This is a genomic window from Mesorhizobium sp. LSJC269B00 (assembly GCF_000502815.1).
Taxonomy (GTDB): domain Bacteria; phylum Pseudomonadota; class Alphaproteobacteria; order Rhizobiales; family Rhizobiaceae; genus Mesorhizobium.
This window is the reverse complement of record NZ_AYVN01000003.1, coordinates 561,597-583,604: the sequence shown is the minus strand read 5'-3', so window position 1 is coordinate 583,604 and position 22,008 is coordinate 561,597. Positions and strand designations below refer to the sequence as shown.

Annotated in this window: 23 protein-coding genes; 12 read left to right on the top strand and 11 right to left on the bottom strand. The window is 63.6% G+C overall.

Annotated features, from left to right (window positions below; translation table 11 throughout):
- Complete coding sequence (hemC, locus tag X771_RS154000) at positions 1-924, bottom strand: hydroxymethylbilane synthase (RefSeq protein WP_023687735.1); 924 nt, start codon at positions 922-924, stop codon at positions 1-3.
- 120 nt (positions 925-1,044) lie between these two features.
- Here hemC and tsaD point away from each other — a divergent pair, with 120 nt between their 5' ends.
- The 6 genes from tsaD (at position 1,045) to X771_RS154030 (ending at position 5,156) form a co-directional block, all read left to right on the top strand.
- Positions 1,045-2,130 (top strand): tRNA (adenosine(37)-N6)-threonylcarbamoyltransferase complex transferase subunit TsaD, encoded by a 1,086-nt coding sequence (gene tsaD, locus X771_RS154005; protein WP_196813717.1) that lies wholly within the window; start codon positions 1,045-1,047, stop codon positions 2,128-2,130.
- Complete coding sequence (locus tag X771_RS154010; RefSeq protein WP_023687733.1) at positions 2,127-3,143, top strand: NAD(P)H-dependent glycerol-3-phosphate dehydrogenase; 1,017 nt, start codon at positions 2,127-2,129, stop codon at positions 3,141-3,143. The genes tsaD and X771_RS154010 overlap by 4 nt, the downstream gene beginning before the upstream one ends.
- A 24-nt stretch (positions 3,144-3,167) precedes the next feature.
- The gene (locus tag X771_RS154015; protein ID WP_023687732.1) at positions 3,168-3,464 is read left to right on the top strand and encodes a YciI-like protein; all 297 of its coding nucleotides are present in this window, start codon (positions 3,168-3,170) and stop codon (positions 3,462-3,464) included.
- A gap of 88 nt (positions 3,465-3,552) precedes the next feature.
- A complete protein-coding gene (locus X771_RS154020; protein ID WP_023683904.1) occupies positions 3,553-3,978 on the top strand; it encodes an EVE domain-containing protein in 426 nt (141 codons plus the stop codon).
- Positions 3,933-4,631 carry a methyltransferase gene (locus X771_RS154025; protein ID WP_198025822.1) on the top strand — a complete coding sequence of 233 codons (699 nt, stop codon included), beginning with the start codon at positions 3,933-3,935 and terminating at the stop codon, positions 4,629-4,631. Before X771_RS154020 ends, X771_RS154025 begins: the two co-directional genes overlap by 46 nt.
- Positions 4,632-4,736: 105 nt before the next feature.
- Positions 4,737-5,156, top strand: coding sequence for a DUF1761 domain-containing protein (locus tag X771_RS154030; protein ID WP_023687730.1), 420 nt, complete (start codon positions 4,737-4,739; stop codon positions 5,154-5,156).
- Between the two features lie 15 nt (positions 5,157-5,171).
- On the opposite strand, the gene gcvA is transcribed toward X771_RS154030, so the two are convergent.
- Positions 5,172-6,092, bottom strand: coding sequence for a transcriptional regulator GcvA (gcvA, locus tag X771_RS154035; protein WP_023683901.1), 921 nt, complete (start codon positions 6,090-6,092; stop codon positions 5,172-5,174).
- Between the two features lie 135 nt (positions 6,093-6,227).
- Between gcvA and X771_RS154040 the strand changes: the two genes are divergently transcribed.
- Positions 6,228-6,467, top strand: a complete 240-nt coding sequence (locus tag X771_RS154040) for a hypothetical protein (RefSeq protein WP_023670491.1) — start codon at positions 6,228-6,230, stop codon at positions 6,465-6,467.
- Positions 6,468-6,580: 113 nt separating this feature from the next.
- Here X771_RS154040 and X771_RS154045 read toward each other — a convergent pair whose 3' ends face one another.
- Entirely contained in the window at positions 6,581-7,117 is a 537-nt protein-coding gene (locus tag X771_RS154045) for a L,D-transpeptidase (RefSeq protein WP_196813612.1), read from the bottom strand.
- Between the two features lie 145 nt (positions 7,118-7,262).
- Here X771_RS154045 and X771_RS154050 point away from each other — a divergent pair, with 145 nt between their 5' ends.
- Complete coding sequence (locus X771_RS154050) at positions 7,263-7,946, top strand: response regulator transcription factor (RefSeq protein WP_023670493.1); 684 nt, start codon at positions 7,263-7,265, stop codon at positions 7,944-7,946.
- A gap of 165 nt (positions 7,947-8,111) precedes the next feature.
- Complete coding sequence (locus tag X771_RS154055; RefSeq protein WP_023670494.1) at positions 8,112-8,567, top strand: cyclic nucleotide-binding domain-containing protein; 456 nt, start codon at positions 8,112-8,114, stop codon at positions 8,565-8,567.
- Between the two features lie 160 nt (positions 8,568-8,727).
- On the opposite strand, the gene xth is transcribed toward X771_RS154055, so the two are convergent.
- The 6 genes from xth to tesB form a co-directional block, all read right to left on the bottom strand.
- A complete protein-coding gene (gene xth / locus X771_RS154060; protein WP_023670495.1) occupies positions 8,728-9,534 on the bottom strand; it encodes an exodeoxyribonuclease III in 807 nt (268 codons plus the stop codon).
- Positions 9,535-9,730: 196 nt separating this feature from the next.
- The gene (locus X771_RS154065; protein ID WP_023670496.1) at positions 9,731-10,411 is read right to left on the bottom strand and encodes an outer membrane lipoprotein carrier protein LolA; all 681 of its coding nucleotides are present in this window, start codon (positions 10,409-10,411) and stop codon (positions 9,731-9,733) included.
- A 138-nt stretch (positions 10,412-10,549) separates the two neighbouring features.
- Positions 10,550-13,219, bottom strand: a complete 2,670-nt coding sequence (locus tag X771_RS154070; RefSeq protein WP_023687728.1) for a DNA translocase FtsK — start codon at positions 13,217-13,219, stop codon at positions 10,550-10,552.
- Positions 13,220-13,565: 346 nt separating this feature from the next.
- The gene (locus tag X771_RS154075) at positions 13,566-14,996 is read right to left on the bottom strand and encodes an ammonium transporter (protein ID WP_023670498.1); all 1,431 of its coding nucleotides are present in this window, start codon (positions 14,994-14,996) and stop codon (positions 13,566-13,568) included.
- A 31-nt stretch (positions 14,997-15,027) separates the two neighbouring features.
- Positions 15,028-15,366, bottom strand: coding sequence for a P-II family nitrogen regulator (locus tag X771_RS154080; RefSeq protein WP_023670499.1), 339 nt, complete (start codon positions 15,364-15,366; stop codon positions 15,028-15,030).
- Between the two features lie 218 nt (positions 15,367-15,584).
- Positions 15,585-16,460, bottom strand: a complete 876-nt coding sequence (gene tesB / locus X771_RS154085) for an acyl-CoA thioesterase II (RefSeq protein WP_023687727.1) — start codon at positions 16,458-16,460, stop codon at positions 15,585-15,587.
- Positions 16,461-16,572: 112 nt separating this feature from the next.
- Here tesB and X771_RS154090 point away from each other — a divergent pair, with 112 nt between their 5' ends.
- A complete protein-coding gene (locus X771_RS154090) occupies positions 16,573-17,829 on the top strand; it encodes a ubiquinone biosynthesis hydroxylase (protein ID WP_023687726.1) in 1,257 nt (418 codons plus the stop codon).
- 22 nt (positions 17,830-17,851) lie between these two features.
- On the opposite strand, the gene plsY is transcribed toward X771_RS154090, so the two are convergent.
- On the bottom strand, positions 17,852-18,490 hold the full coding sequence (gene plsY, locus X771_RS154095; RefSeq protein ID WP_023670502.1) for a glycerol-3-phosphate 1-O-acyltransferase PlsY: 639 nt from the start codon (positions 18,488-18,490) through the stop codon (positions 17,852-17,854).
- Positions 18,491-18,506: 16 nt separating this feature from the next.
- Positions 18,507-19,037, bottom strand: coding sequence for a hypothetical protein (locus X771_RS154100; RefSeq protein ID WP_023687725.1), 531 nt, complete (start codon positions 19,035-19,037; stop codon positions 18,507-18,509).
- 402 nt (positions 19,038-19,439) lie between these two features.
- On the opposite strand from X771_RS154100, the gene X771_RS154105 reads away from it, so the two are divergent.
- Complete coding sequence (locus tag X771_RS154105) at positions 19,440-20,411, top strand: substrate-binding domain-containing protein (protein WP_050587426.1); 972 nt, start codon at positions 19,440-19,442, stop codon at positions 20,409-20,411.
- Positions 20,412-20,479: 68 nt separating this feature from the next.
- Positions 20,480-22,006: a sugar ABC transporter ATP-binding protein gene (locus X771_RS154110; RefSeq protein WP_023687723.1), complete on the top strand. Its 1,527-nt coding sequence runs from the start codon at positions 20,480-20,482 to the stop codon at positions 22,004-22,006.
- Positions 22,007-22,008: the final 2 nt, after the last annotated feature.

Sequence of the window (22,008 nt, the reverse complement as noted above, 5' to 3'; positions counted from 1 at the left end):
TCAGACCCAGCCGTCGAAGAAGGTTTCGCCCGCTTTGACCCGCACCATCCTGGCCGCGTCCGTGCCGATGTCAGCGGCATCCAGCGCCAAGCCTTCGGCCTTGACCTCATGCGATTGCGTGCCATCGGGCGAAATGATCAGCCCGGCGAAAACCAGCCTGCCGCCCGATATCGTCGCATAGCCGGCGATCGGCGTGCGGCAGGAGCCATCGAGCGCCGCCAGGAAGGCGCGCTCACAGGCCAGCGCCTGGCCTGTCGACACATCATGGATGGCCACCAGCATCTTTTCGACCTCGCTGTCGCCGATGCGGGTTTCGATGCCGATTGCGCCTTGTCCCGGCGCCGGCGGAAAAGCATCGAGCGGCATCAGATCGGTGACGACATGGCCGAGCCCGAGCCGCTTCAGCCCGGCATAAGCGAGGATCGTGCCTTCGGCGACGCCTTCCTCCAGCTTGCGCAGCCTGGTCTGCACATTGCCGCGGAACATGACCACGTCTAGGTCCGGTCGCATGCGCCGGATCAGCGCCTGGCGCCTGAGCGAAGACGACCCCACCTTGGCGCCTTGCGGCAAATCAACAATGCGCTTCACCGCCTTGCCGATGAAGGCGTCCCGCGCATCCTCGCGCGGCAGGAAGGCGGACAGCTCCAGCCCGTCCGGCAGCACTGTCGGCATATCCTTGGAGGAATGCACGGCGATATCGATCGTGCCGGCCAGCAGCGCCTCTTCGATTTCCTTGGTGAACAGGCCCTTGCCGCCGGCTTCCGACAGCGGCCGGTCCTGGATGCGGTCGCCGCTGGTCGAAATGACGACGACCTCGAAGGCTTCCGCCGGCATGCCATGCGCTTCCATCAGCCGCGCCTGCGTCTCATGCGCCTGGGCGAGCGCCAGCGGGCTGCCGCGTGTTCCTATTTTCAAAGTTTGCATGGCGCGCGGTCCGTGATAACCCCCGGCTGGCTTTGCGTTTCCGGCGCTCTCCCTAACGAGGCCCGCCTCTACTAACTAGGAAAGTCCGGCGACACAATCTCTGGAGACAGCGACGAATTGATCCGCGTTCTGGGCATTGAGACGAGTTGCGACGAGACCGCCGCCAGCGTGGTGACGCTGGACGGCGATTCCGTGCCGGTGATTGCGTCCAACATCGTGCTCAGCCAGATCGAGGAGCACGCCGCCTTCGGCGGCGTCGTGCCGGAGATCGCCGCGCGTGCCCATGTCGAGGCGCTGGACGGCATTGTCGAGGCCGCTCTTGCGGATTCGGGCGTAGCCCTGGCCGACATCGACGCCATTGCCGCCACTGCGGGCCCCGGCCTGGTCGGCGGGCTGATCGTCGGCCTGATGACGGCCAAGGCGATTGCAGCGGCCGCCGGCAAGCCGCTGATCGCCATCAACCATCTCGAAGGCCACGCACTGACCGCAAGGCTGACCGACGGGCTCGACTTTCCCTATTTGCTGCTGCTGGTTTCCGGCGGCCACACCCAGATCGTCGCCGTGCGCGGCGTTGGCGACTACCAGCGCTGGGCGACGACCATCGACGACGCGCTCGGCGAAGCTTTCGACAAGACGGCCAAAATGCTCGGCCTGCCCTATCCCGGCGGCCCGAACGTCGAAAAGGCGGCAATGTCGGGCGATGCGACGCGCTTTGCCTTTCCGCGGCCGATGAGGGGCTCGGCGCAGCCCGATTTCTCCTTCTCCGGCCTCAAGACCGCCGTGCGCCAGGCGGCGACCGCCATCCAGCCGCTAAGCGAGCAGGATGTCGCCGACATCTGCGCCTCGTTCCAGGCGGCGGTAGCCGACGCACTTGGCGACCGCGTGGCCCGCGCGCTGGCCCGCTTCCGCGACGAATTTCCGGACAAGGCCGAGCCGGCGCTGGTCGTTGCCGGTGGCGTCGCCGCCAACAGAGCGATCAAGGCGACGCTGCAGAAGCAGTGCGCCGAGGCCGGCTTCGCCTTTGTCGCGCCGCCGCTCAAACTGTGCACCGACAACGCGGCGATGATCGCCTGGGCCGGCATCGAGCGGTTGCGGGCAGGCCTGTCTCAAGAGAACGGCTTCGATTTCGTGCCGCGTTCGCGCTGGCCGCTGGACAGCATTTCGGCCCCGATGGTCGGCTCCGGCCGGCGCGGAGCAAAAGCATGAGCGCCGGCAACACAAGCGGCAGGGACAGAACCGGCTGGCGCGTCGCCGTGCTCGGCGGCGGCGCCTGGGGCACGGCGCTGGCGCTGGCGATGCTGCGCGCCGGTCACGATGTCCGGCTCTACGCCCGCGACGAAGAGACTGTTTCCGCGATCCGCCGCGGCGAGAACCCGCGTTATCTCCCCGGCATCGCCATTGAAACAGGCATTGCGGCGACGAGCGATATCGGCACGGCCCTGACCGATGCCGATTGCGCGCTGGCCGTGGCGCCGGCGCAGGCGCTGCGCGCCATGCTGACGACGGCAAAGCCCCATATGCCGAAAGGCATCCCGCTGGTTCTCTGCGCCAAAGGCATCGAGCGCGACACCGGCGCGCTGCTGTCGGCGATCGTTGGTGAGATCCTGCCCGAAACTCCGGTTTCGGCCTTGTCCGGTCCGAGCTTTGCCGCCGATGTGGCCAGGGGTCTGCCGACCGCTGTCGTGGTTGCTGCCCCCGACGACGCCTTGGCGGCCGAGCTTGCCGCGCGCTTTTCGGCGCAGAATCTGCGCTGCTATTCCAGCGACGATTTGATCGGCGTCGAGATCGGCGGTGCTTTGAAGAATGTGTTCGCCATTGCCGCTGGCGCCGTCACCGGCGCTGGGCTCGGCGCCAGCGCGCAGGCCGCCATGGTGACACGCGGCTTCGTCGAACTGCGCCGCATCGGCGCGTCCTTCGGCGCCAAGCCGGAGACGCTGATGGGGCTTTCCGGCCTCGGCGACCTTTTGCTCACCTGCTCTTCGGCCCAGTCGCGCAATTTCGCCTATGGGCTGGCGCTGGGGCAAGGTAAGCCCTTGTCCGGACTGCCGCTCGCCGAAGGCGTGCCGACGGCGGCGATCGCCGCCCGCATCGCCACCGAGCGCCACATCGACGCGCCGATCATCGCTGCGGTGTCGGCGATACTGGACGGCACGATCACCATTCGGCAGGCTGTGTCCGCGCTGATGACGCGACCCCTGAAAACCGAAACCGACCTCTGATCCCCAAACAAACCGGAGTTTCACATGCTGTTTGCGTTGATTTGCAAGGACAAGCCGGGCAGCCTGCAGGTGCGGGTCGATACGCGGCCGGTCCACGTCGCCTTTCTCGAACGCCTGAACGCCGACAACAAACTGGCCTTTGCCGGCCCGTTCCTCGACGCCGAGGGCAAGCCCAATGGCAGCCTCGTCGTCGTGGAAGCGCCCGACCTCGCGGGTGCGCAGGCGCTGTCGGCTGCCGACCCCTATGCCAAGGCCGGGCTGTTCGAAAGTGTCGAAATCCGCCAGTGGAACTGGACCTTCAACAAGCCGGCGGCTAGTTAGTTCCGACGGCGCCTAGAGCGATCCCAGGAAAAGTGTGGAACGGTTTTCCGTCCGGAATTGCGCAAAAAATAGTAGTTGGAGCAAAGACATGAACTACTGGCTGTTCAAATCCGAACCTTCGGTCTTCTCCTTCGAGGCGCTGAAGGCCAAGGGCAAGGCCGGCACGCAGTGGGACGGCGTGCGCAACTATGCAGCGCGCAACAACATGAAGGCGATGCAGATCGGCGATCTCGGCTTCTTCTATCACTCCAATGAAGGGCTGAACGTCGTCGGCATTGCCGAAGTCTGCGGGCTTGCCCATCCCGACAGCACCACCGACGATCCGCGCTGGGAATGCGTCGACATCCGAGCCTTCAAGGATGTGCCGAACCCGCCGACGCTGGAACAGGTCAAGGCCAATCCGAAACTCGCCGAGATGGCGCTGGTGCGGCTTGGACGGCTTTCCGTACAGCCGGTGACGCCGGCCGAATGGAAGGAAGTCTGCCGCATGGGCGGCCTGACGCCGGCTCCGTGACGGCCCTCACGCCGAACAGCGCGAAAAGGTTCATTCTCGACAACACGGCGCTTATGTCGCCGCCGCATGTGCCGGAGATTGTGCTCAATCTTGCCGACGAAGCGCATGACCTCTGGCAGCGCACGGAGAACGAGCTGATCGAAATCGGCCTGCCGCCGCCGTTTTGGGCCTTTGCCTGGGCCGGCGGTCAGGGCCTTGCCCGTCACGTGCTGGACAATCCGTCGGATGTGCGGGGCAAACGCGTGCTCGACTTCGCCTCCGGCTCCGGCCTTGTCGCCATCGCCGCCGGCAAGGCGGGTGCGGCGCACGTGATCGCCGCCGACATCGACCCGTTCTGCGAAACGGCGATCCGCCTCAACGCAAAGGCCAATGGCGTTGCCATCGACTTTTGCGGCACGGACTGCATCGGCACCGACGCCGGCTGGGACGTGGTGCTGGCCGGCGACGTCTTCTACGACAAATCCTTCGCCGACACGCTGATGCCGTGGTTTTCGACACTGAAGGCGCGCGGCGCCGACATCCTCGTCGGCGATCCGGGCCGCTCCTACATGCCGAAGGCGGGACTGAAGCCGCTCGCAGTCTACGAAGTGGCGGTGACGCGGGCGCTGGAGGACGCCCTGGTGAAGCGCACCACGGTGTGGCGCTTCGCTTGACGGCATTGCCGAACAGGCGTTCCATCGCGCATTGATTTGAAGAATACGCATGTCGTTATCCCAGAACCGTCAGGCTTTGGGCGGCTTGCTTGAGGGGAGGACTTTATGGATTTTTCAGTGGTGAACTGGCTGGCGGTGGTTGTCGCGGCCATCGCGGCGTGGCTGTTTGGCGCGGTCTGGTACACGGCCCTCAGCAAGCCTTGGATGAGGGCGGCCAGGATCGATCCGTCAACGTCAAAGAAATCGATATTGCCCTTCATCATCTCCTTCATCGCCGAGCTGATCATGGCGCTGGTCTTGGCCTTGGTCGTCGGCGCGATGACGGGCGGCGAGCCGGTCCTTGTAGCAGGGCTGGTCTTCGGCTTCGTCCTCTGGCTGGGATTCGTCGCCACGACGCTGACGGCCAACCATCGCTATGAGAATTTCGGCTGGGACCTGACCCTCATCGACGGCGGCCACTGGCTCGGCGTGCTGTTGCTCATCGGCGCGGTGATCGGCTGGTTCGGGGCGCCGGTCGCCGGCTGAGGCCTGCAGAAGTCGTCAGGTCTGCGTCCTGGCGACTTCGTCGAGGATCCATTCGCGGAAAGCGATAATGCGCGGATCGTTGGCAGTGCTCTCGGGATAGACCAGGAAGTAGCCGAACTCCGGCCCCACGCGCAGACCGAGTTCAAAGGGCTGCACCAGCCTTCCCTGGGAAAGGTCGTTTGCCACCATGGCGAACTCGGCGAGCGCCACGGCGTTGCCGTCGAGCGCCGCCTGCACGGCATCGGTAGAGGTTCCAAACACGATAGTCCGGCTGTCGTCGAAATCGTTGATGCCGGCCGCGGCCATCCACATGCGCCAGTTCGGCCATGTCACGCCTTGGCGCGACCATTCGATATGGGCAAGCGTGTGGTTGAAGAGGTCGCGCGGTTCGCGCAGCGGCGGGCCGGAGGTCAGCAGGCTCGGGCTGCACACCGGAATGAGGATGTTGTCGAACAGGCGATGGGCGCGAAGCCCCGGATACTTGCCGACCCCGAACCGGATGCCGACATCGACGTCGTCGAGTTCGAAATCGCGCACTTCGTAGCCGATGTCGAACCTCAGTTCGATACTGGGCTGAAGTTTGCGAAAATCGTCGACGCGCCGCATCAGCCATTTTGACGCGAACTGCGCGTCGAGCGTTACCTTCAGCAATGCCGTGCCGCGCGTCAGCTTGCGCGCCCGCGACACCGCCCGGTTGAGCAGGTCGAGCGCATCGATCGAGGCCTCGAACAGCACCGTACCTGCCTCGGTCAACCGGATGGTACGACTGGTTCGCGTGAACAGCACCAGCCCGAGCTGATCCTCGATTTCCTTGATCTGGTGGCTGACCGCCGCCGGCGTCAGCCCGAGCTCGTCGGCAGCGCGGGTGAAATTGAGGTGGCGGGCGGCGGCTTCCAGAGTCCTCAGCGCGCGCGTTCCGGGCAACAGACGGGACATCAACGTATCCTCAAATAAAACTTGACGATCCGAAAAGAACTACTCGTTTCTCTCATGGATTTCAATGCGGCATGATGCATCCATCGAAACACCATCAAGCCGGATTTGATATCCGGCGGAACACGGGAGCGCATCATGTCCATCTTCGTTTTGAACTCGCCAGCGGCTCGCTCGAACTGGTTGCATGCCGTAACGGACTGGCTTCGCCAGGCGAAAGTCGCCATCAACCTGCCGCGCCAGGACGTGGAGGACCTTTCGGATCGCCAACTGCGCGATGTCGGCGCGCAGCGCAAGGACGTGACGCGGGCCGTGGACCGGGAACTCGGCCGGCTTGGATTGCTGGACACTGGGTGGCAGAAGCCGAGAAGGCGTTAGGCAATGGTGAGTAGTGAGTAGTGAGTAGTGAAGGATTGAAACGACGCCGAGACCATCCTACTCCCTACTCCCTACTCCCTACTCCCTACTCCCTACTCCCTACTCCCTACTCCCTACCTCACCACCCTCACTACCGTCCGGTCCGACACCAGCGGCAACAGCCGCGCCATTGTCCGCGCCGTCACCGCCACGCAGCCTTGCGTCGGCGTGAAGCCTGGGCGCGCCAGATGGAAGAAGATGGCGCTGCCGCGGCCGCGCCGGCGCGGCGCCATGTTCCAGTCGAGCACCAGGCAGGCGTCATAGAGGCGGTCGTCGCGCCGCATTCGCTCATGGCTGGCGCCATAGGGGATTTTCACCGGCCGGTTGTAGTTGCGGTCGTCCGGCACCTCGCACCAGCCGAGATCGGCGCCGATCGGCGCCATCGCCAGCCGGGTTTTGCGGCCGGCCGCGAAATGATCGCCCCGAAAATATCCTGACAAAATCCGCATCTCGCCAAGCGGCGTCGCACCGTCGCCTTCGCGCTTGTTGGCCGAGATGCCGCCGCGTCCGAGCGCACAGGCAAACACCTTGCTGCCGGCCTGCAATATCCCCTGGCTGGGGTTGCCCGGCCTCGCCCGAACCACCAGCACACGCAGCCCTTTCGGCAAAATTGCGCCGGCTGCATTGCGATCGCGTTTTTTCTTGTATGATCGTGTCACGGAACAAATCACTGTGATCGGACTGTTGCGCCGGTCAGCTTCCGCATAAATGGGGGGCGGTCAACTGAAAATTCTTTTCAAAACAATGGATTGATCCATGACATCACGTACCATTCTGATCGTTGACGACGATGACGACCTGCGCGGAACCCTCGTCGAGCAACTGGCCCTTTACGAAGAATTCGACGTCTTGCAGGAAGCGACCGCCGCCAAAGGCGTCGCCGCGGCGCGCGGCGGGCTCATCGACCTGCTCATCATGGATGTCGGGCTGCCGGACATGGATGGCCGCGAGGCGGTGAAGATCCTGCGCAAGGGTGGCTACAAGGCGCCGATCATCATGCTGACCGGCCACGATACCGATTCCGACACAATTCTGGGCCTCGAGGCCGGCGCCAACGACTATGTCACCAAGCCGTTCCGCTTCGCCGTGCTGCTCGCCCGCATACGCGCACAACTGCGCCAGCACGAGCAGAGCGAGGACGCCACCTTTTCGGTCGGGCCCTACACGTTCAAGCCCAGCCAGAAGCTTCTGATCGACCAGCGCGGCGGCAAGGTGCGGCTGACCGAGAAGGAAGCCTCGATCATCAAATATCTCTATCGAGCCGACCAGAAGGTGGTGACGCGCGACGTCCTGCTCGAGGAAGTGTGGGGCTACAATTCCGGCGTCACCACGCACACGCTGGAAACGCACGTCTACCGGCTGCGCCAGAAGATCGAGCGCGATCCTTCCAATGCTGAAATTCTTGTGACAGAAAGCGGCGGCTACAAGCTGGTTCCTTAAACTTTTCATTGTTCGATAGGCGGTCGGGGCGGGACTGTTTCGGGGAGGATCCGGCTGGGGGAGCCTGGATCGGCCCGCTGCGCAGATTGAAGTGTTAGAGCGTCCATTGGACACGCGGCGCTCTAAGGGAGGGATTGGACTGACCGTTCGGGGACGCAGCTAGAGATGGCGCTGGATGACGACATCCGCATCCTGTCCGCCGTGAAGCTCTTTGAGGGTTTCACGCAGGAACAGCTGCGCCTGCTCGCCTTCGGCGCCGAAGCCACCCATCTGCAGGCCGACCGCAAGCTGTACCGCGAGGATGACGAAGCCGACTCAGCCTATATCGTGGTCAGTGGCCGCATCGTGCTCTACCGCGAGCATGACGGCGACCGCATCCCGATCGGCACCGCCGGCCCCGGCACGATCCTCAGCGAACTGGCGCTGATCGCCGACTCAAGACGGCTGACCAGCGCCTCGGCCGAGACCGATTCGGAAGTGATAAGGTTGAGCCGCAAGATGTTTCGCCGCATCCTGGAGGAATATCCCGAAGTGGCGGTGAAACTGCACCAGCGAATCCTCGATGATTTTCAGGCCATGATCGCCCGCATCGAGAAGTTGGCCCCAAGGTTTGGCGGGTAGGTCCCCGCGACCGCGCTCACGCTTGGGTGTGTCGAGATTCAGGTCAGGCCGAGTCGAAAATGGCTGATACCGAGAACCGGAGCAGAGCGTACTCAAAGTACGCACCGGAAGCGCAGGTATCGGCCATTTGCAGGCCGGCCTCACCTGAATATCGGCCCGCCTAATCCAGGTCGAACCGCGCAATCACCGGCACATGGTCCGAGGGCCGCTCCCAGCCACGCGCCTCTCGCAGGATCTCATAGCCGGCAAAGCTCGGCACCAGGTTCGGTGACGACCAGACATGGTCGAGCCGGCGGCCGCGGTTCGAGGCTTCCCAGTCCCGCGCGCGATAGCTCCACCAGGTGTAGAGCTTCTGCTCTGGCGGCACGTCGAGCCGCATCAGGTCGACCCAGTCGCCGGCGATCCGCATCGCGTCGAAATTTTGCGTCTCGACCGGCGTGTGGCTGACGACGTTGAGCAATTGCTTGTGCGACCAGACATCGTGCTCCTGCGGAGCGATGTTGAGGTCGCCGACCAGGATCGAGGCTGACACCTCGTCATGCGCGGCGCGGATGGCGTTCATCTCGGCAACGAAATCGAGCTTGTGGCGGAACTTGCGGTTGATCTCCGGATCGGGCTCGTCGCCGCCGGCCGGCACGTAGAAATTGTGGACCAGGATTGCCTTGCCGCCGGCCTGCACCTTGACCGACAGATGCCGGCTGTCATCGATCTCGCAGAAGCGCCGTTTCTCGACAATCTCGATCGGCCGCCGCGCCACCGTCGCAACGCCGTGATAGCCCTTCTGGCCATGGAATGCGATGTGCTCGTAGCCGGCCTTGCGGAACGCCTTTTCCGGAAACAGCTCGTCGGGAACCTTCGTCTCCTGCAGGCAAAGCACATCGGGCGCCTGCTCCGTCAGCAGCCGCTCGACGATCGGCATGCGCAGGCGCACGGAGTTGATGTTCCAAGTGGCGATGGAGAAGGGCATGCGGCGGTCCGAACAAGGTCGCCGATCTACTGCCAGCCTAGCGCCACAAACACAAGCCAGCCTTTGCGGGCGGCGGCTCTGATTCAGGTCAGGCCGAGTCGAATGGCGGTCTCCGAGAACCGGAGCGGAGCGTACTTAAACCACGTGAGCACCGGAAGCGCAGGAGATCGCCATTGGCAGGCCGGCCTCACCGCATCTAGCGCTGGTTGGTGTTCAGCTCGCGGTTCGCCGCATAGTCGATGGCAAAGGTGTCCGCAGGGAAGCTGACGCCTTCCTTGGTGTTGTAGATCATCACCGTGGTGTCCTTGCCCTGCGCGTCGGTGATGGTCCACTGGCGCAGATCATAGGATTTCGGATCGAACATCATAGTGATCTTCGAATTGCCGAACACCGACTTGTCGGCAAGCTGGATGGTGGTGAGGTCGCTCTCTTCCTTGATCGATTTCACGCGGCCCCCCGAGAGGTCGATCTTGGTGTCGAGCAACAGCTTCAGCGGCGTCTTCGACAACGGATAGAGATCGGACGTTTTCAGCCGCTTGTTGAGGATGACCACCGACTTGCCGTCGGAAATCACCCGGAAATTCGACTTGCCGTCATAGTTGAAGCGAATCTTGCCTGGCCGCTCAAGGAAGAACTTGCCGCCGGTCTGCTGGTTGTTGGGGCCGAACTGGACGAACTCGCCGCTCATCGATTTGACCGAGGAGAAATGGTCGGCGATCTTTTGCGCCGTCGGCGGCACCGCCGCCTGCGCCGAGGCCAGGAGCTGGAACCCCGGCACGACGTTGATGGCCGCGGCGCCGGCAAGCATCAGGCCAAGACCGAGCAACTGGCGACGGTTTGGAGCGAAATCGCTGATCGCGGAAAGATCGTTTTTCATGCCGGTCACTCTCGTGTGGTGTGTGTCTCGTTGCAGTCCGTGGACCCCCAGTTAGACTTAAGTTTGGCGGGCCGGACAGCGCTCAGTCGCTGTAACGCGCCAAAAGGTTCAAGGTTGCCGCCGGGCCGTATCGGCTGATCAAAACTTGTCGTCCTCGGTCGGCACCAGGATTTCGCGTTTGCCGGCATGGTTGGCCGGGCCGACAATGCCTTCCTTCTCCATCTTCTCGATGATCGAGGCGGCGCGGTTGTAGCCGATGCCGAGCCGGCGCTGGATATAGCTGGTCGACGCCTTGCCGTCGCGCAGCACGACCGAGACCGCCTGGTCGTAGGGATCGTCGGAATCCTCGAAATTGCTGTTGCCGCCACCACCAGCGCCGCCCTTGCCCGACGGCTCGTCATCGTCCTCGCCGTCATCCTCGGTGATGGCGTCGAGATATTCGGGCACGCCCTGCAGCTTCAGATGGGCGACGATCTTCTCGACCTCGTCGTCGGCGACGAACGGGCCGTGCACGCGCTGGATGCGGCCGCCGCCGGCCATGTACAGCATGTCGCCCATGCCGAGCAGCTGCTCGGCGCCCTGCTCGCCCAGAATGGTGCGGCTGTCGATCTTCGACGTCACCTGAAAGGAGATACGGGTCGGGAAATTGGCCTTGATGGTGCCGGTGATGACGTCGACCGACGGACGCTGCGTCGCCATGATGACATGGATGCCGGCCGCGCGCGCCATCTGTGCCAGGCGCTGCACCGCGCCTTCGATGTCCTTGCCGGCGACCATCATCAAATCGGCCATCTCGTCGATGATGACGACGATGTAGGGCATCGGCTCAAGATCGAGGTTCTCGGTCTCGTAGATCGCCTCGCCGGTCTGGCGGTCGAAGCCGGTCTGCACGGTGCGCGAGATTTTTTCGCCCTTCTTTTCAGCCAACTGCACGCGCGCGTTGAAGCCGTCGATGTTGCGCACCCCGACCTTGGACATCTTGCGGTAGCGGTCCTCCATCTCGCGCACCGTCCACTTCAACGCCACCACGGCCTTCTTCGGGTCGGTGACCACCGGCGTCAGAAGGTGCGGGATGCCGTCATAGACCGAAAGTTCCAGCATCTTCGGGTCGATCATGATCAGCCGGCAGTCCTGCGGCGTCAGCTTGTAGAGCAGCGACAGGATCATGGTGTTGATGGCGACGGACTTGCCGGAGCCGGTGGTGCCGGCGACCAGCACATGCGGCATCTTGGCGATGTCGACGATCACCGCCTCACCATTGATGGTCTTGCCCAGCGCCAGCGCCAGCTTGGACTTGGTCGTCTCGAAATCGCGGCTGGCCAGGATCTCCCGGAGATAGACGGTCTCGCGCTTGGCATTCGGCAATTCGATGCCGATGGCGTTGCGGCCGGGCACCACGGCGACGCGGCAGGCAATGGCGCTCATCGAGCGGGCGATGTCGTCGGACAGGCCGATGACGCGCGACGATTTGATGCCGGGCGCCGGCTCCAACTCATAGAGCGTGACCACCGGGCCGGGCCGTACCGCGATAATCTCGCCCTTGACGCCGAAATCCTCCAGAACGCCTTCGAGCAGGCGCGCATTCTGCTCCAGCGCGTCCTTGGACAGGCTGGCGTCGCGCACCACGTTCTTCGGCTCCGACAGGAAATGCAGCGACGGCATTTCGAATGTTTCCGAGCCGATCAGCGAGGTCTGCGCCTCGCGCTGGACGCGCGCGCCGGGAGCGGGACGCGGCGCAGGTGCGGCGACGCGGGTCGCCGCATCTGACCGGAAGTTTTGCATCTTGGCGTTCGGCGCGGCACGGCGCTGGACCGGCTCGTCGTCGAGTTCGACCTCCTCGTCGCCATTGTCGAAACCGGCATCGAGGACGTCGTCATCGTCCGGATCGACGGAAACGCTGCGGTCATTGACCATGGCGGCGAAGAATTCCGGCTCGACGCGGGCGCGGCCATCCGGGCTCATCCGCGCTTCGGCGAATTCCGCCGATTCGACCCGTTCGGCGGCGCGGCGCCATGCGGTGGAGCGCTGCTCCATCTCCGGCTCGAACTCGTCGCGCTCCTGCTGGCGGCGCACAGCCCGGCGATGCATCCAGGCGCGGAAAGACAGCCACCAGTGGGTAACGGCGCCGAGCGCCAGTATCCCCTCGTCGCCCTCGTCCTCGTCTTCGTCGAAGAGCAGGTCGTCCTCTCGGGGATCGGGCTCCGCGGTGCGCTCCATGACGGCAAAGCCGTTCTTGCGCGCAATCAGCGCCGAGCCATAGGCAAACAGCCACACCGCCGGCGCAATGAGCACCATGGCAATGATGCTGGCAACGATGCCGGTCGGGTAGCCGCCAATGACCACGCCCGGAATATTGAGCACCATGTCGCCGAACACACCGCCGAGGCCGGTCGGCAACGGCCACGTCTTGGGCGGCACCACGCAGCCGGCCATCGCCGCCGCGAGCAGCGCGAAGCCGAACCACGCAAGGCCGCGCTTCGGCAGCCTGTCGACGCCGCGCGCCGAAAACAGGAGAAAGCCCCAGATCACCGCCGGCATCAGGGCGGCGACCGCGGCAAGGCCGAAGAACTGCATGGCGAGGTCGGAGAATACCGCGCCCGCATAACCCATGGCGTTAGTGACGATGTTGGCGGTGGCGTGCGAGAAGCTGGGATCGGCGACGTTCCAGGTCGCCAGCGCCGCGACGCCAAAGGCGACCAGCGCAAACAGGCCGGCGCCGACCAGCCGCCCGACCTGGCGCCGCGCGAATGCCTGGATGCCGTGCCCCGTATCGGTCAGCGCGAGCGGTGCTGAAGCCCCTGAACGCATGCTTCGTTCCCCGTCTGTCATGGACTGGCCGGGCGCATGACGCACTCCGGCAGATTCGGATGTCAGACTATCGGGGGGAAGGTTAAGGCCGCATTAACTATACGCACCCGGAGCCACGATCTTGCTCACTCCACTGTAGGCAGTCTCAACAGTTCGGAACCAATCCGGTCGACGTCTCCCCGCCGGCGGCCATCACTAGAACGTGATTGCGCAGGGACCGAGGCCTGCCAGCACGGTTGCCAAAAAGAGAGGCCCGGAATGACCCGGGCCTCAAAGCGTGAACTCCTTTCGGGAGCGTCACGACGGGATGGGAGAATGCGGGGCGGCCGAAGCCGCCCCGCGGTGCTTACGAGTGGTAGGCCGCTTCGCCATGCGAAGTCAGGTCGAGGCCTTCGCGCTCGGCGTCGGCTGTCGGACGCAGACCGATGATCAAGTCGACGACCTTGTAGAGGATTGCGCTGCCGATGCCCGACCACAGCAGGGTTACCAGGACGCCTTTGCCCTGTGCCAGGAGCTGCGTGGCCGTGCCGGCATAGCCGGCGGCGAAGTCGGCCGTCGAATAGTCGACGATGCCGGCGCCGCCGAGGGCGGGATTGACCAGAATGCCAGTGCCGAGCGCACCGATGATGCCACCGACGCAGTGGACGCCGAAGACATCGAGGCTGTCATCATAGTCGAACGTGTTCTTCACCACCGAGACGAAGAAGTAGCAGACGAAGGTGGCGACGATGCCAAGCACGATAGCGCCCATCGGGCCGGCAAAACCTGCAGCCGGCGTAATCGCGACGAGGCCGGTGACCGCGCCCGAAACAGCGCCGAGCATGGAGGCTTTGCCGCGCAGCAGCGATTCAAGCACGATCCAGGCCACTGCCGCCGCCGCCGTGGCGACGAAGGTGTTGATCATCGCCAGCACCGCATAGGCGTTTGCTTCGAGGTTCGAACCGGCGTTGAAGCCGAACCAGCCGACCCACAGCAATGAAGCGCCGACCATGGTCAGCGTCATCGAGTGCGGCGCCATGATGTCCTTCTTGTAGCCGATGCGCTTGCCGATCATCAGCGCGCCGACGAGACCGGCAATGCCCGCATTGATGTGAACGACCGTGCCGCCGGCGAAGTCGATGGCGCCGAAGCTGAAGATCAGGCCGGACGGGTCGGCATAGGCGCTCGGGCCGCCCCAGAACCAGACCATGTGCGCGATCGGGAAGTAGATTAACGTCACCCATAGGATAACGAAAAGGATCAAGGCGGAGAATTTGACGCGTTCGGCGAATGCGCCGACGATCAGGGCGGGCGTGATGCAGGCGAAGGTCATCTGGAAGACGACGAACACCAGTTCAGGAATGGCGACGCCCTTGCTGAAGGTTTCCGAAAGCGTCGATACGTTGACGCCGGAGAGAAACATCTTCGAAAGGCCGCCGACGAAGGCGTTGCCCGGGGTGAAGGCGAGGCTGTAGCCGTAGAAGACCCAGATGATCATGACCACGCTGGTGATGGTGAAGACCTGCATCAGCACCGACAGCATGTTCTTGGTACGAACCAGGCCGCCGTAGAAAAGCGCAAGGCCGGGAATGGTCATCAACAGCACCAGCACGGTGGAAATCATCATCCACGTGGTGTCGCCCTTGTCGACGGTAAAAGCCGGCGCTGCTGGCGCTGCCGCCGCGACGGCGGGAGCCGCCTCCTGCGCGAAGGCAGCAACCGTGCCCAATGCTCCGAGCGCTAAGGAGCCCAGCAGCGCGGAGCGCGCCACTGACTTCAAGGTGGAAGGTATATTCATTGAACTCTCCATTGGAATACGTGTTCGCCGCTCAAAGTGCGTCGGTGTCTGTTTCGCCGGTACGGATGCGCACCGCCTGATCGATGCCGAAGACGAAGATCTTGCCGTCGCCGATCTGGCCGGTCTTGGCCGCCGCCGTGATGGCTTCGACGGCCTTGTCGACCAGGTCTGTGCTAACCGCGACTTCGATCTTGATTTTCGGCAGGAAACTGACCGCGTATTCCGCCCCGCGATAGATTTCCGTGTGTCCCTTCTGACGCCCGTAGCCTTTGACTTCGGTGACGGTCAGGCCCTGGATGCCGACGGCGGTGAGCGCTTCGCGCACCTCGTCGAGCTTGAACGGCTTGATGATTGCCATCACGATTTTCATAAGGTTTCACCCTTTGCTGTTGCGGTCCCCCGCGTTTGCACACCTTCACCGATCCCAAAAAGCCCGGAGAGTGCCCAACAGGATTCAAGCTCCGTGCCAGTTGCCGAAGCAGGGTGTTAACTCATTGTAAACAAACGGATCGCTCGAGTCCCGGCGCCACGGTGCGCACTGTCAACGGACAGTCACTGATTAAAAAGTAGGCAATTTTTCGAAAATGCCTATTCCGCAGGCGGCCGCTTCAGCCGGATCAGGCCTTCTTGGGCAACCGAGGCGATCAGCGTGCCGTCGCGGGCAAACAGCGAGCCGCGGGTGAAGCCGCGCGACCCCTGCGTCGAGGGGCTGTCCTGCGTGTACAGGATCCAGTCATCGAGCGGATGGCTGCGATGGAACCACATCGCATGGTCGAGGCTCGCCGCCTGGATGTCGCGGTCGAAAATGGCGCGGCCGTGCGCAAAGGTCGAGGTGTCGAGCAGCGTCATGTCGGAGAGGTAGGCAAGCACCGCCGCCTGGATGCCGCGGTCGGCCGGCACCGGGCCGGTGGTGCGGATCCAGATGTTCTGCTGCGGCTCCAGCTTTTCGCGGCTGGTGTAATGCTTCAGCATCACCGGCTTCATCTCGATCGGCCGGTCACGCTCCCAATAGCGCTTGATGCCGTCCGGCACCGCCTCGCCGAACTTGCCCAGCAATTCGCGCTGCGACAACAGGCTGTCGGGCGGCGGCACGTCGCGCGGCATCGGCAGCTGATGCTCAAGGCCAACCTCATCCTGCTGGAACGAGGCTTCCAGCGAAAAGATCGCCTGGCCGTGCTGGATCGCCACCACGCGCCGCGTGGTGAAGGAGCCGCCATCGCGGATGCGGTCGACCTCGTAGACGATCGGCACCTTGGTGTCGCCGGGCCGCATGAAATAGCCGTGCAGCGAATGCACGTGGCGCTCGGGCTCGACGGTGCGCTGCGCGGCGACCAGCGCCTGGGCAATGGTCTGGCCGCCGAAAACGCGCTGCCAGTCGAGCTTGGGGCTGCGACCACGGTACAGATTGTGTTCCAGCTGCTCGAGGTCGAGAATGCTGAGAAGCTCGTCCATGGCCGCCGTCATGCTTCGTGACCTCGCCGTAAGATGCTATGGCGGTTTCCGACAGGAATGGCGGGCAGTCAAGGCCGGAATGCCCCAGTGGGCGGGGATGGTCGAGACTTCGAAAGGAATTGACATGGCGAACCGCAACACGGACGCAAAAAACCCGCTCGACGTGCTGGTCGCTGGCGCCGGCTATGTCGGCCTCGCCGCCGCCGTGTCGCTGAAACAGGCGCGGCCGGGCCTCGCCGTGGCGGTCGTTGATGCTGCCCCCGCCGGCGTCTGGCAGAAGGACCGCCGCGCCTCGGCGATCGCCGCCGCCGCCTGCCGCATGCTCGACCAGCTCGGCGTCTGGCAGGAAATCGTCGGGCAATCGCAGGCGATCACCGAGATGATCGTCACCGATTCGCGCACCGCCGATCCGGTGCGTCCGGTGTTTCTCACCTTCGATGGCGAGGTCGCGCCGGGCGAACCGTTCGCCCACATGGTCGCCAACAAGGACCTGAACGGCGCCTTGCGCCGCCGCGCGCAAAAGCTCGGCATCGACATCATCGAAGGTGTCGCGGTCGCATCGTTCGACGGCAATGGCGCCGGCATCACCGTGCATCTGGCCGACGGCGCGGCGATTGAGGCGCGGCTGCTGGTCGCCGCCGACGGCGTCAATTCCAAATTGCGCGACATGGCCGGCATCAAGACGGTGAAATGGGAATATGGCCAGTCCGGCATCGTCTGCACGGTGGCGCATGAGCGCCCGCACAATGGCCGCGCCGAAGAGCATTTTCTGCCGGCCGGCCCGTTTGCAACGCTGCCGCTCAAGCCGACCGAGGACGGCACCAACCGTTCGTCGCTGGTCTGGGTCGAACGTTCCGAGGATGCCGAAAAGCTGGTCTCGGGCGACGACCTCGTCTTCGAGCAGGAGCTTGAATTGCGCTTCGGCCTGAAGCTCGGCGAAATCCGCGTCACCGACAAGCCGCGCGCCTGGCCGCTCGGCCTGACTATCGCGCGCGCCTTCGTCGCCCCGCGCGTAGCACTTGCCGGCGATGCCGCGCACGGCATCCACCCGATCGCCGGCCAGGGCCTCAATCTCGGCTTCAAGGATGTGGCGGCCCTTGCTGAAGTGGTGGTCGAGGCCGATCGCTTGGGACAGGATATCGGCGCGCTCGACGTGCTCGAGCGCTACCAGCAATGGCGCCGCTTCGACACGGTGCAGATGGGCGTCACCACAGATGTGCTGAACCGGCTGTTTTCCAACGACATCGGCCCGCTGCGCCAGCTCCGCGACATAGGCCTCGGCCTTGTCGAACGGATGCCCAGGCTGAAGGAGTTCTTCATCCGCCAGGCATCGGGGTTGTCCAACGGCACACCACGGCTGCTCAAGGGTGAGGCGATTTAGGCCGGGAATGAGTGCCGCTTTGTCATAGACGCGGCTCGGCTCCTGACATCAGCCGCGCAATGTTGGCGCGGTGGCGCACGATCACGTAGATGCCGCCGGCAATGACCAGCAACCGGTAGGGCAATGGCTGTTCCATGCCGCCGACGAGGGCGATCGCGGTGAGCGCCGCCAGCATCGAACTCAGGGACACAATTCGGGAAACTGCCAACACCACGGCAAATGCCGTCGCCGCGCCTAGACCCACAGGCCAGGACATCGCCAACAAAACACCCAACCCCGTCGCAGCCGATTTGCCGCCGGTGAAATTCAGCCAGATCGAACGGCTATGCCCAAGCAAAACAGCGAGTCCGGCCAGGCATACAACCCAAGGAGCCCAAACGGGCATATCAGATATTGCCGACGGCGGCGTTGCGGAAGACCAGAAACAAAACCAACGGGCAAAGATGACCGCTGCCGCCCCTTTCAGCACGTCCACCAGAAGCACCACCAATGCTGGCCATTTCCCGAGTGTGCGCAATACATTTGTCGCACCGGTGGACTTGGAGCCGTGCTCCCGGATATCGATGCCCTTAAGCAGTTTCCCCGCCAGATAGCCGGCAGGCGTAGAGCCGATAAGGTAAGCGGCAGCCGATCCTACCACGCTCGCTATCCAGAATGACATGCGCCCGGGCTGTTTCTCAGTTGACCTCAAACCCCAGCTTCTGCCGCAGTCGCAGCATGCGTTGGTCGGCGACCTTGAAACTCTGCTCGCCGCTCTTGGCAACACGATCCAGCATCTGCAGCAGATCTTCGCGCTCATGCGGATCGAGGCGCTCGCGCAGGAAGGGCGCCAGCTTGTCGATGACGATCGTCGTGTCGTCGATCTGCGCCGCGGCCCATTTGGCGTAGATGACGGCTTCATCGGTCTTCTTCTGGTTGTCCGCAATCTGCGAGATCACCTCGCGGATGACTGTTTCGCGCTTCGGCAGGATCGGGCCGTGCTCCGCTGCCAGTGCGGTGATCAGCGTTGCCGCCGCCACCACCGGATCGTCGATCGCCGTCAGCGGCGACAGCGCCGCCTGCTTGCGCAGCTTCTTGCGCCTTATGTTGCCTTGGACGCGGCCGACGACGTCGGCGACCTCGCGCGCGGCTTCGTTCATGGCCTTCATGCGATACCACCAGAACGCCCCGGCTCCCAGCACGCCGAGAATAGCAATCAGGAAAGGCATGTCGAATTCCCCCGAAAATTGCGGCGACGATAGGAGAACTCCGGCGTTGCTTCAACACGCAAGAATTGTATCTGATGAGAAAACAGAGCTGGCCCCCTAATCATCCAGACGCCGAGATCGGACGTCCTGGGTTCAGGTCGCTCGTCACGGGCACTAATGATGCAACCGCTTGGCGATAACGCCGACTTCGCATCCACCCCACCCCACCTGCAAGATATTTCATATACTGATATTTCGTGCGCCATCATTGACATGCCACAAATCCCGCCGTATTCAACCTTGCCAGAGATTTCATCTCATGAAATTTCTTGCAAAGCTGATGCGACGAGGCTTTCATCGTCGGGGAACCCGGAGGAGAGAATGAACAGGATTGGGCTGGTGGGCGCGCTGAGCGCCGCTGTGATGACGTTGACCCTGGCGATGCCAGCGTCGGCAGAGAGCAAGTTTCAGTGCAAGCCGGATGAGACCTACGTGATGAACGTCATGGTCTCCGCGCATCCCTATTGGGTGCCGGTCTATCAGGGCTTCAAGCAGGCGGCTGCGGCGATGGGCTGCAAGACAGTGTTTTCGGGCACGCCGGACTATGACATCGCCAAGCAGATCGCTTCCTTCGAACAGGATCTGATCAAGAAGCCGGCCGGCGTGCTGCTGCACCCGATGCAGGCCGATCCGTTCATCGAGCCGATCAACCGCGCCATCGAGAACGGCACCACCGTCGTCACCTTCGCCGCCGACTCGCCAAAATCCAAGCGCGTCTCCTACATCACCTCGGACAATCTGGCGGAAGCCAAGTTCGCCGCCGAGGAGATCGTCAAGCAGGTCGGCGACGACGCGGAATATGGCGTGCTGGAGAACCCTGGCCAGAGCAACCACGACCTTCGCGTCACTGCCTTCATCGATTACCTCGCCAAGAACTATCCGAAGATGAAGCTTGTCGGACGCCAGGCCTCTAACCAGGACGCCAATGTCGCCAACAAGGCGGTTGCCTCGATGCTGCAAGCCAACCCGAACCTCAAGGCGCTTTGGATTCCGGAAGCCGGTTCGGCCGAAGGCGCGGTCGCGGCCGTTCTCGAAGCCAAGGCCAAGGTGCTGATCATGCATGCCGACATCACCCCGGCGACGCTAGAGCAGATCAAGGCCGGCAACATCCACATGGCGCTGAGCCCGAACCAGGGAATGCAGGGTTATCTCGGCTTCGTCGCCACCTTCATGGCGGCGCATCCGGAACTGATCGACCCGTTCAACGACTACAAGACGTCGGGCCACAACCCGATGAGCATCCCCTTCGCCGATAACGGCTTTGCCGTCATCACCAAGGAGAATGCCGACTCGTTCGACCTGAACAAGTACATGCAGGGCCGCGATCCCAGCTGATCCGACCATTGGGCAGCCGCGCCGCTTGGCGCGGTTGCCTCCATCTTCCTGAGCAGTCGAGAACCTCCATGGAAAAACCGGCCCTCCTCAAAATATCCGGCCTCAGCAAATCGTTCGGCCCTGTCCGTGCGTTGCGCGATGTCGGGTTCGAGCTGCGCGCCGGCGAAATCCACGCCATTGCCGGCGAGAACGGCGCCGGCAAGTCGACGTTGATGAAGGTGATCGACGGCATACTGCCGCCCGACAGCGGCGACATCCAGATCGATGGCCGCTCCGTTTCGATCCCCTCGCCGCTGGCGGCGCAAAAGCTCGGCATCGGCTTCGTTCATCAGGAGATCGCGCTCTGCCCCGATGTCTCGGTGGCCGAAAACATCTTCATGTCGATCACCAACGCCAGCAAGGCGCTGCTGATGAATTACCGCGACCTCGAGAAACGTGCGACAGCCATCCTGGCGCGACTTGGCAACATCGATCCGACCGCGATGGTGCGCAGCCTGTCGATCTCCCAGCAGCAGCTGGTCGAGATCGCCAAGGCGCTGACGCTCGATTGCCGCATCCTCATCTTCGACGAGCCGACCGCCGCGCTGACCGAGCGCGAGGCCAAGAAACTGTTCGAGATCATCCACCAGCTTGCCGGCGTAGGCATCGGCATCATCTACATCTCGCACCGCATGGCCGAAATCTTCGAAAACTGCGACCGCGTCACGGTGCTGCGCGACGGCCGGTACATCACCACGCTCGACATATCGGCGACGACGCCCGAACAGGTGGTGGCGTCCATGGTCGGCCGCGTCATCGACAGCCTCTATCCCGAGAAGCTGCGCGACGACGAGCGGGCTGAGGAAATCCTGCTCGAGGTTAACAAGCTCTCGGAAGCAACCACCTTCCGCGACATCAGCTTCCAGTTGCGCAAGGGCGAAATCCTCGGCATTGGCGGCCTGATCGGCGCCGGTCGCAGCGAGATCGTTCGGGGTGTCTGCCGGCTGGAGGGTCAGGTGACCGGCAATGTCAGCCTGCATGGCAAGCCGCTGTCGCTGACCCATTATGGCGACAGCATCGCCGCCGGCATCGTCTACCTCTCCGAGGACCGCAAGGGTGACGGGCTGTTCCTCGATATGTCGATCGCCGCCAACATTTCGGCGCTGGCGGTGGATCGGATCTCGAGCCGCTTCGGCCTCATCAACGATCGCCGCGAGAAGCAGCGGGCGGAGACGATCGGCAGGCAGCTGTCCTTGAAGTGCGGCCATGTCGGCCAGCCGGTTTCGACGCTGTCGGGTGGCAACCAACAGAAGGTGGCGATCGCCAAGATGCTGTCGGTAGACCCGAAAGTGATCTTCCTCGACGAGCCGACGCGCGGCGTCGATGTCGGCGCCAAGGCCGAAATCCACCGGATCCTGCGCAAGCTGGCGCGCGACGGCGTCGGCATCGTGGTCATCTCGTCGGAACTGCCGGAACTGATCGGCGTCTGCGACCGGGTGCTGATCGTGCGCGAAGGGCGCATCACCGGCGAGGTCACCGGCGCGGAAATGACCGAAGAAAACATCATGGTCCTGGCATCGCTTGCCGATGACGGCCGGCAACGGAGCGCCGCATGAGC

Excerpts from the sequence above, each read along its gene's own strand:
- X771_RS154070 (WP_023687728.1), bottom strand. The coding sequence starts at position 13,219 with ATGCGTTCAGGGGCTTCAGCACCGCTCGCGCTGACCGATACGGGGCAC.
- X771_RS154030 (WP_023687730.1), top strand. The coding sequence starts at position 4,737 with ATGGATTTTTCAGTGGTGAACTGGCTGGCGGTGGTTGTCGCGGCCATC.
- X771_RS154050 (WP_023670493.1), top strand. The coding sequence starts at position 7,263 with ATGACATCACGTACCATTCTGATCGTTGACGACGATGACGACCTGCGC.
- tesB (WP_023687727.1), bottom strand. The coding sequence starts at position 16,460 with ATGACGGCGGCCATGGACGAGCTTCTCAGCATTCTCGACCTCGAGCAG.
- xth (WP_023670495.1), bottom strand. The coding sequence starts at position 9,534 with ATGCCCTTCTCCATCGCCACTTGGAACATCAACTCCGTGCGCCTGCGC.
- X771_RS154080 (WP_023670499.1), bottom strand. The coding sequence starts at position 15,366 with ATGAAAATCGTGATGGCAATCATCAAGCCGTTCAAGCTCGACGAGGTG.
- gcvA (WP_023683901.1), bottom strand. The coding sequence starts at position 6,092 with ATGTCCCGTCTGTTGCCCGGAACGCGCGCGCTGAGGACTCTGGAAGCC.
- X771_RS154010 (WP_023687733.1), top strand. The coding sequence starts at position 2,127 with ATGAGCGCCGGCAACACAAGCGGCAGGGACAGAACCGGCTGGCGCGTC.
- X771_RS154105 (WP_050587426.1), top strand. The coding sequence starts at position 19,440 with ATGACGTTGACCCTGGCGATGCCAGCGTCGGCAGAGAGCAAGTTTCAG.
- X771_RS154075 (WP_023670498.1), bottom strand. The coding sequence starts at position 14,996 with ATGAATATACCTTCCACCTTGAAGTCAGTGGCGCGCTCCGCGCTGCTG.
- X771_RS154090 (WP_023687726.1), top strand. The coding sequence starts at position 16,573 with ATGGCGAACCGCAACACGGACGCAAAAAACCCGCTCGACGTGCTGGTC.
- X771_RS154055 (WP_023670494.1), top strand. The coding sequence starts at position 8,112 with ATGGCGCTGGATGACGACATCCGCATCCTGTCCGCCGTGAAGCTCTTT.
- hemC (WP_023687735.1), bottom strand. The coding sequence starts at position 924 with ATGCAAACTTTGAAAATAGGAACACGCGGCAGCCCGCTGGCGCTCGCC.
- X771_RS154040 (WP_023670491.1), top strand. The coding sequence starts at position 6,228 with ATGTCCATCTTCGTTTTGAACTCGCCAGCGGCTCGCTCGAACTGGTTG.
- X771_RS154015 (WP_023687732.1), top strand. The coding sequence starts at position 3,168 with ATGCTGTTTGCGTTGATTTGCAAGGACAAGCCGGGCAGCCTGCAGGTG.
- X771_RS154065 (WP_023670496.1), bottom strand. The coding sequence starts at position 10,411 with ATGAAAAACGATCTTTCCGCGATCAGCGATTTCGCTCCAAACCGTCGC.
- X771_RS154025 (WP_198025822.1), top strand. The coding sequence starts at position 3,933 with ATGGAAGGAAGTCTGCCGCATGGGCGGCCTGACGCCGGCTCCGTGACG.
- X771_RS154110 (WP_023687723.1), top strand. The coding sequence starts at position 20,480 with ATGGAAAAACCGGCCCTCCTCAAAATATCCGGCCTCAGCAAATCGTTC.
- X771_RS154020 (WP_023683904.1), top strand. The coding sequence starts at position 3,553 with ATGAACTACTGGCTGTTCAAATCCGAACCTTCGGTCTTCTCCTTCGAG.
- plsY (WP_023670502.1), bottom strand. The coding sequence starts at position 18,490 with ATGTCATTCTGGATAGCGAGCGTGGTAGGATCGGCTGCCGCTTACCTT.
- X771_RS154100 (WP_023687725.1), bottom strand. The coding sequence starts at position 19,037 with ATGCCTTTCCTGATTGCTATTCTCGGCGTGCTGGGAGCCGGGGCGTTC.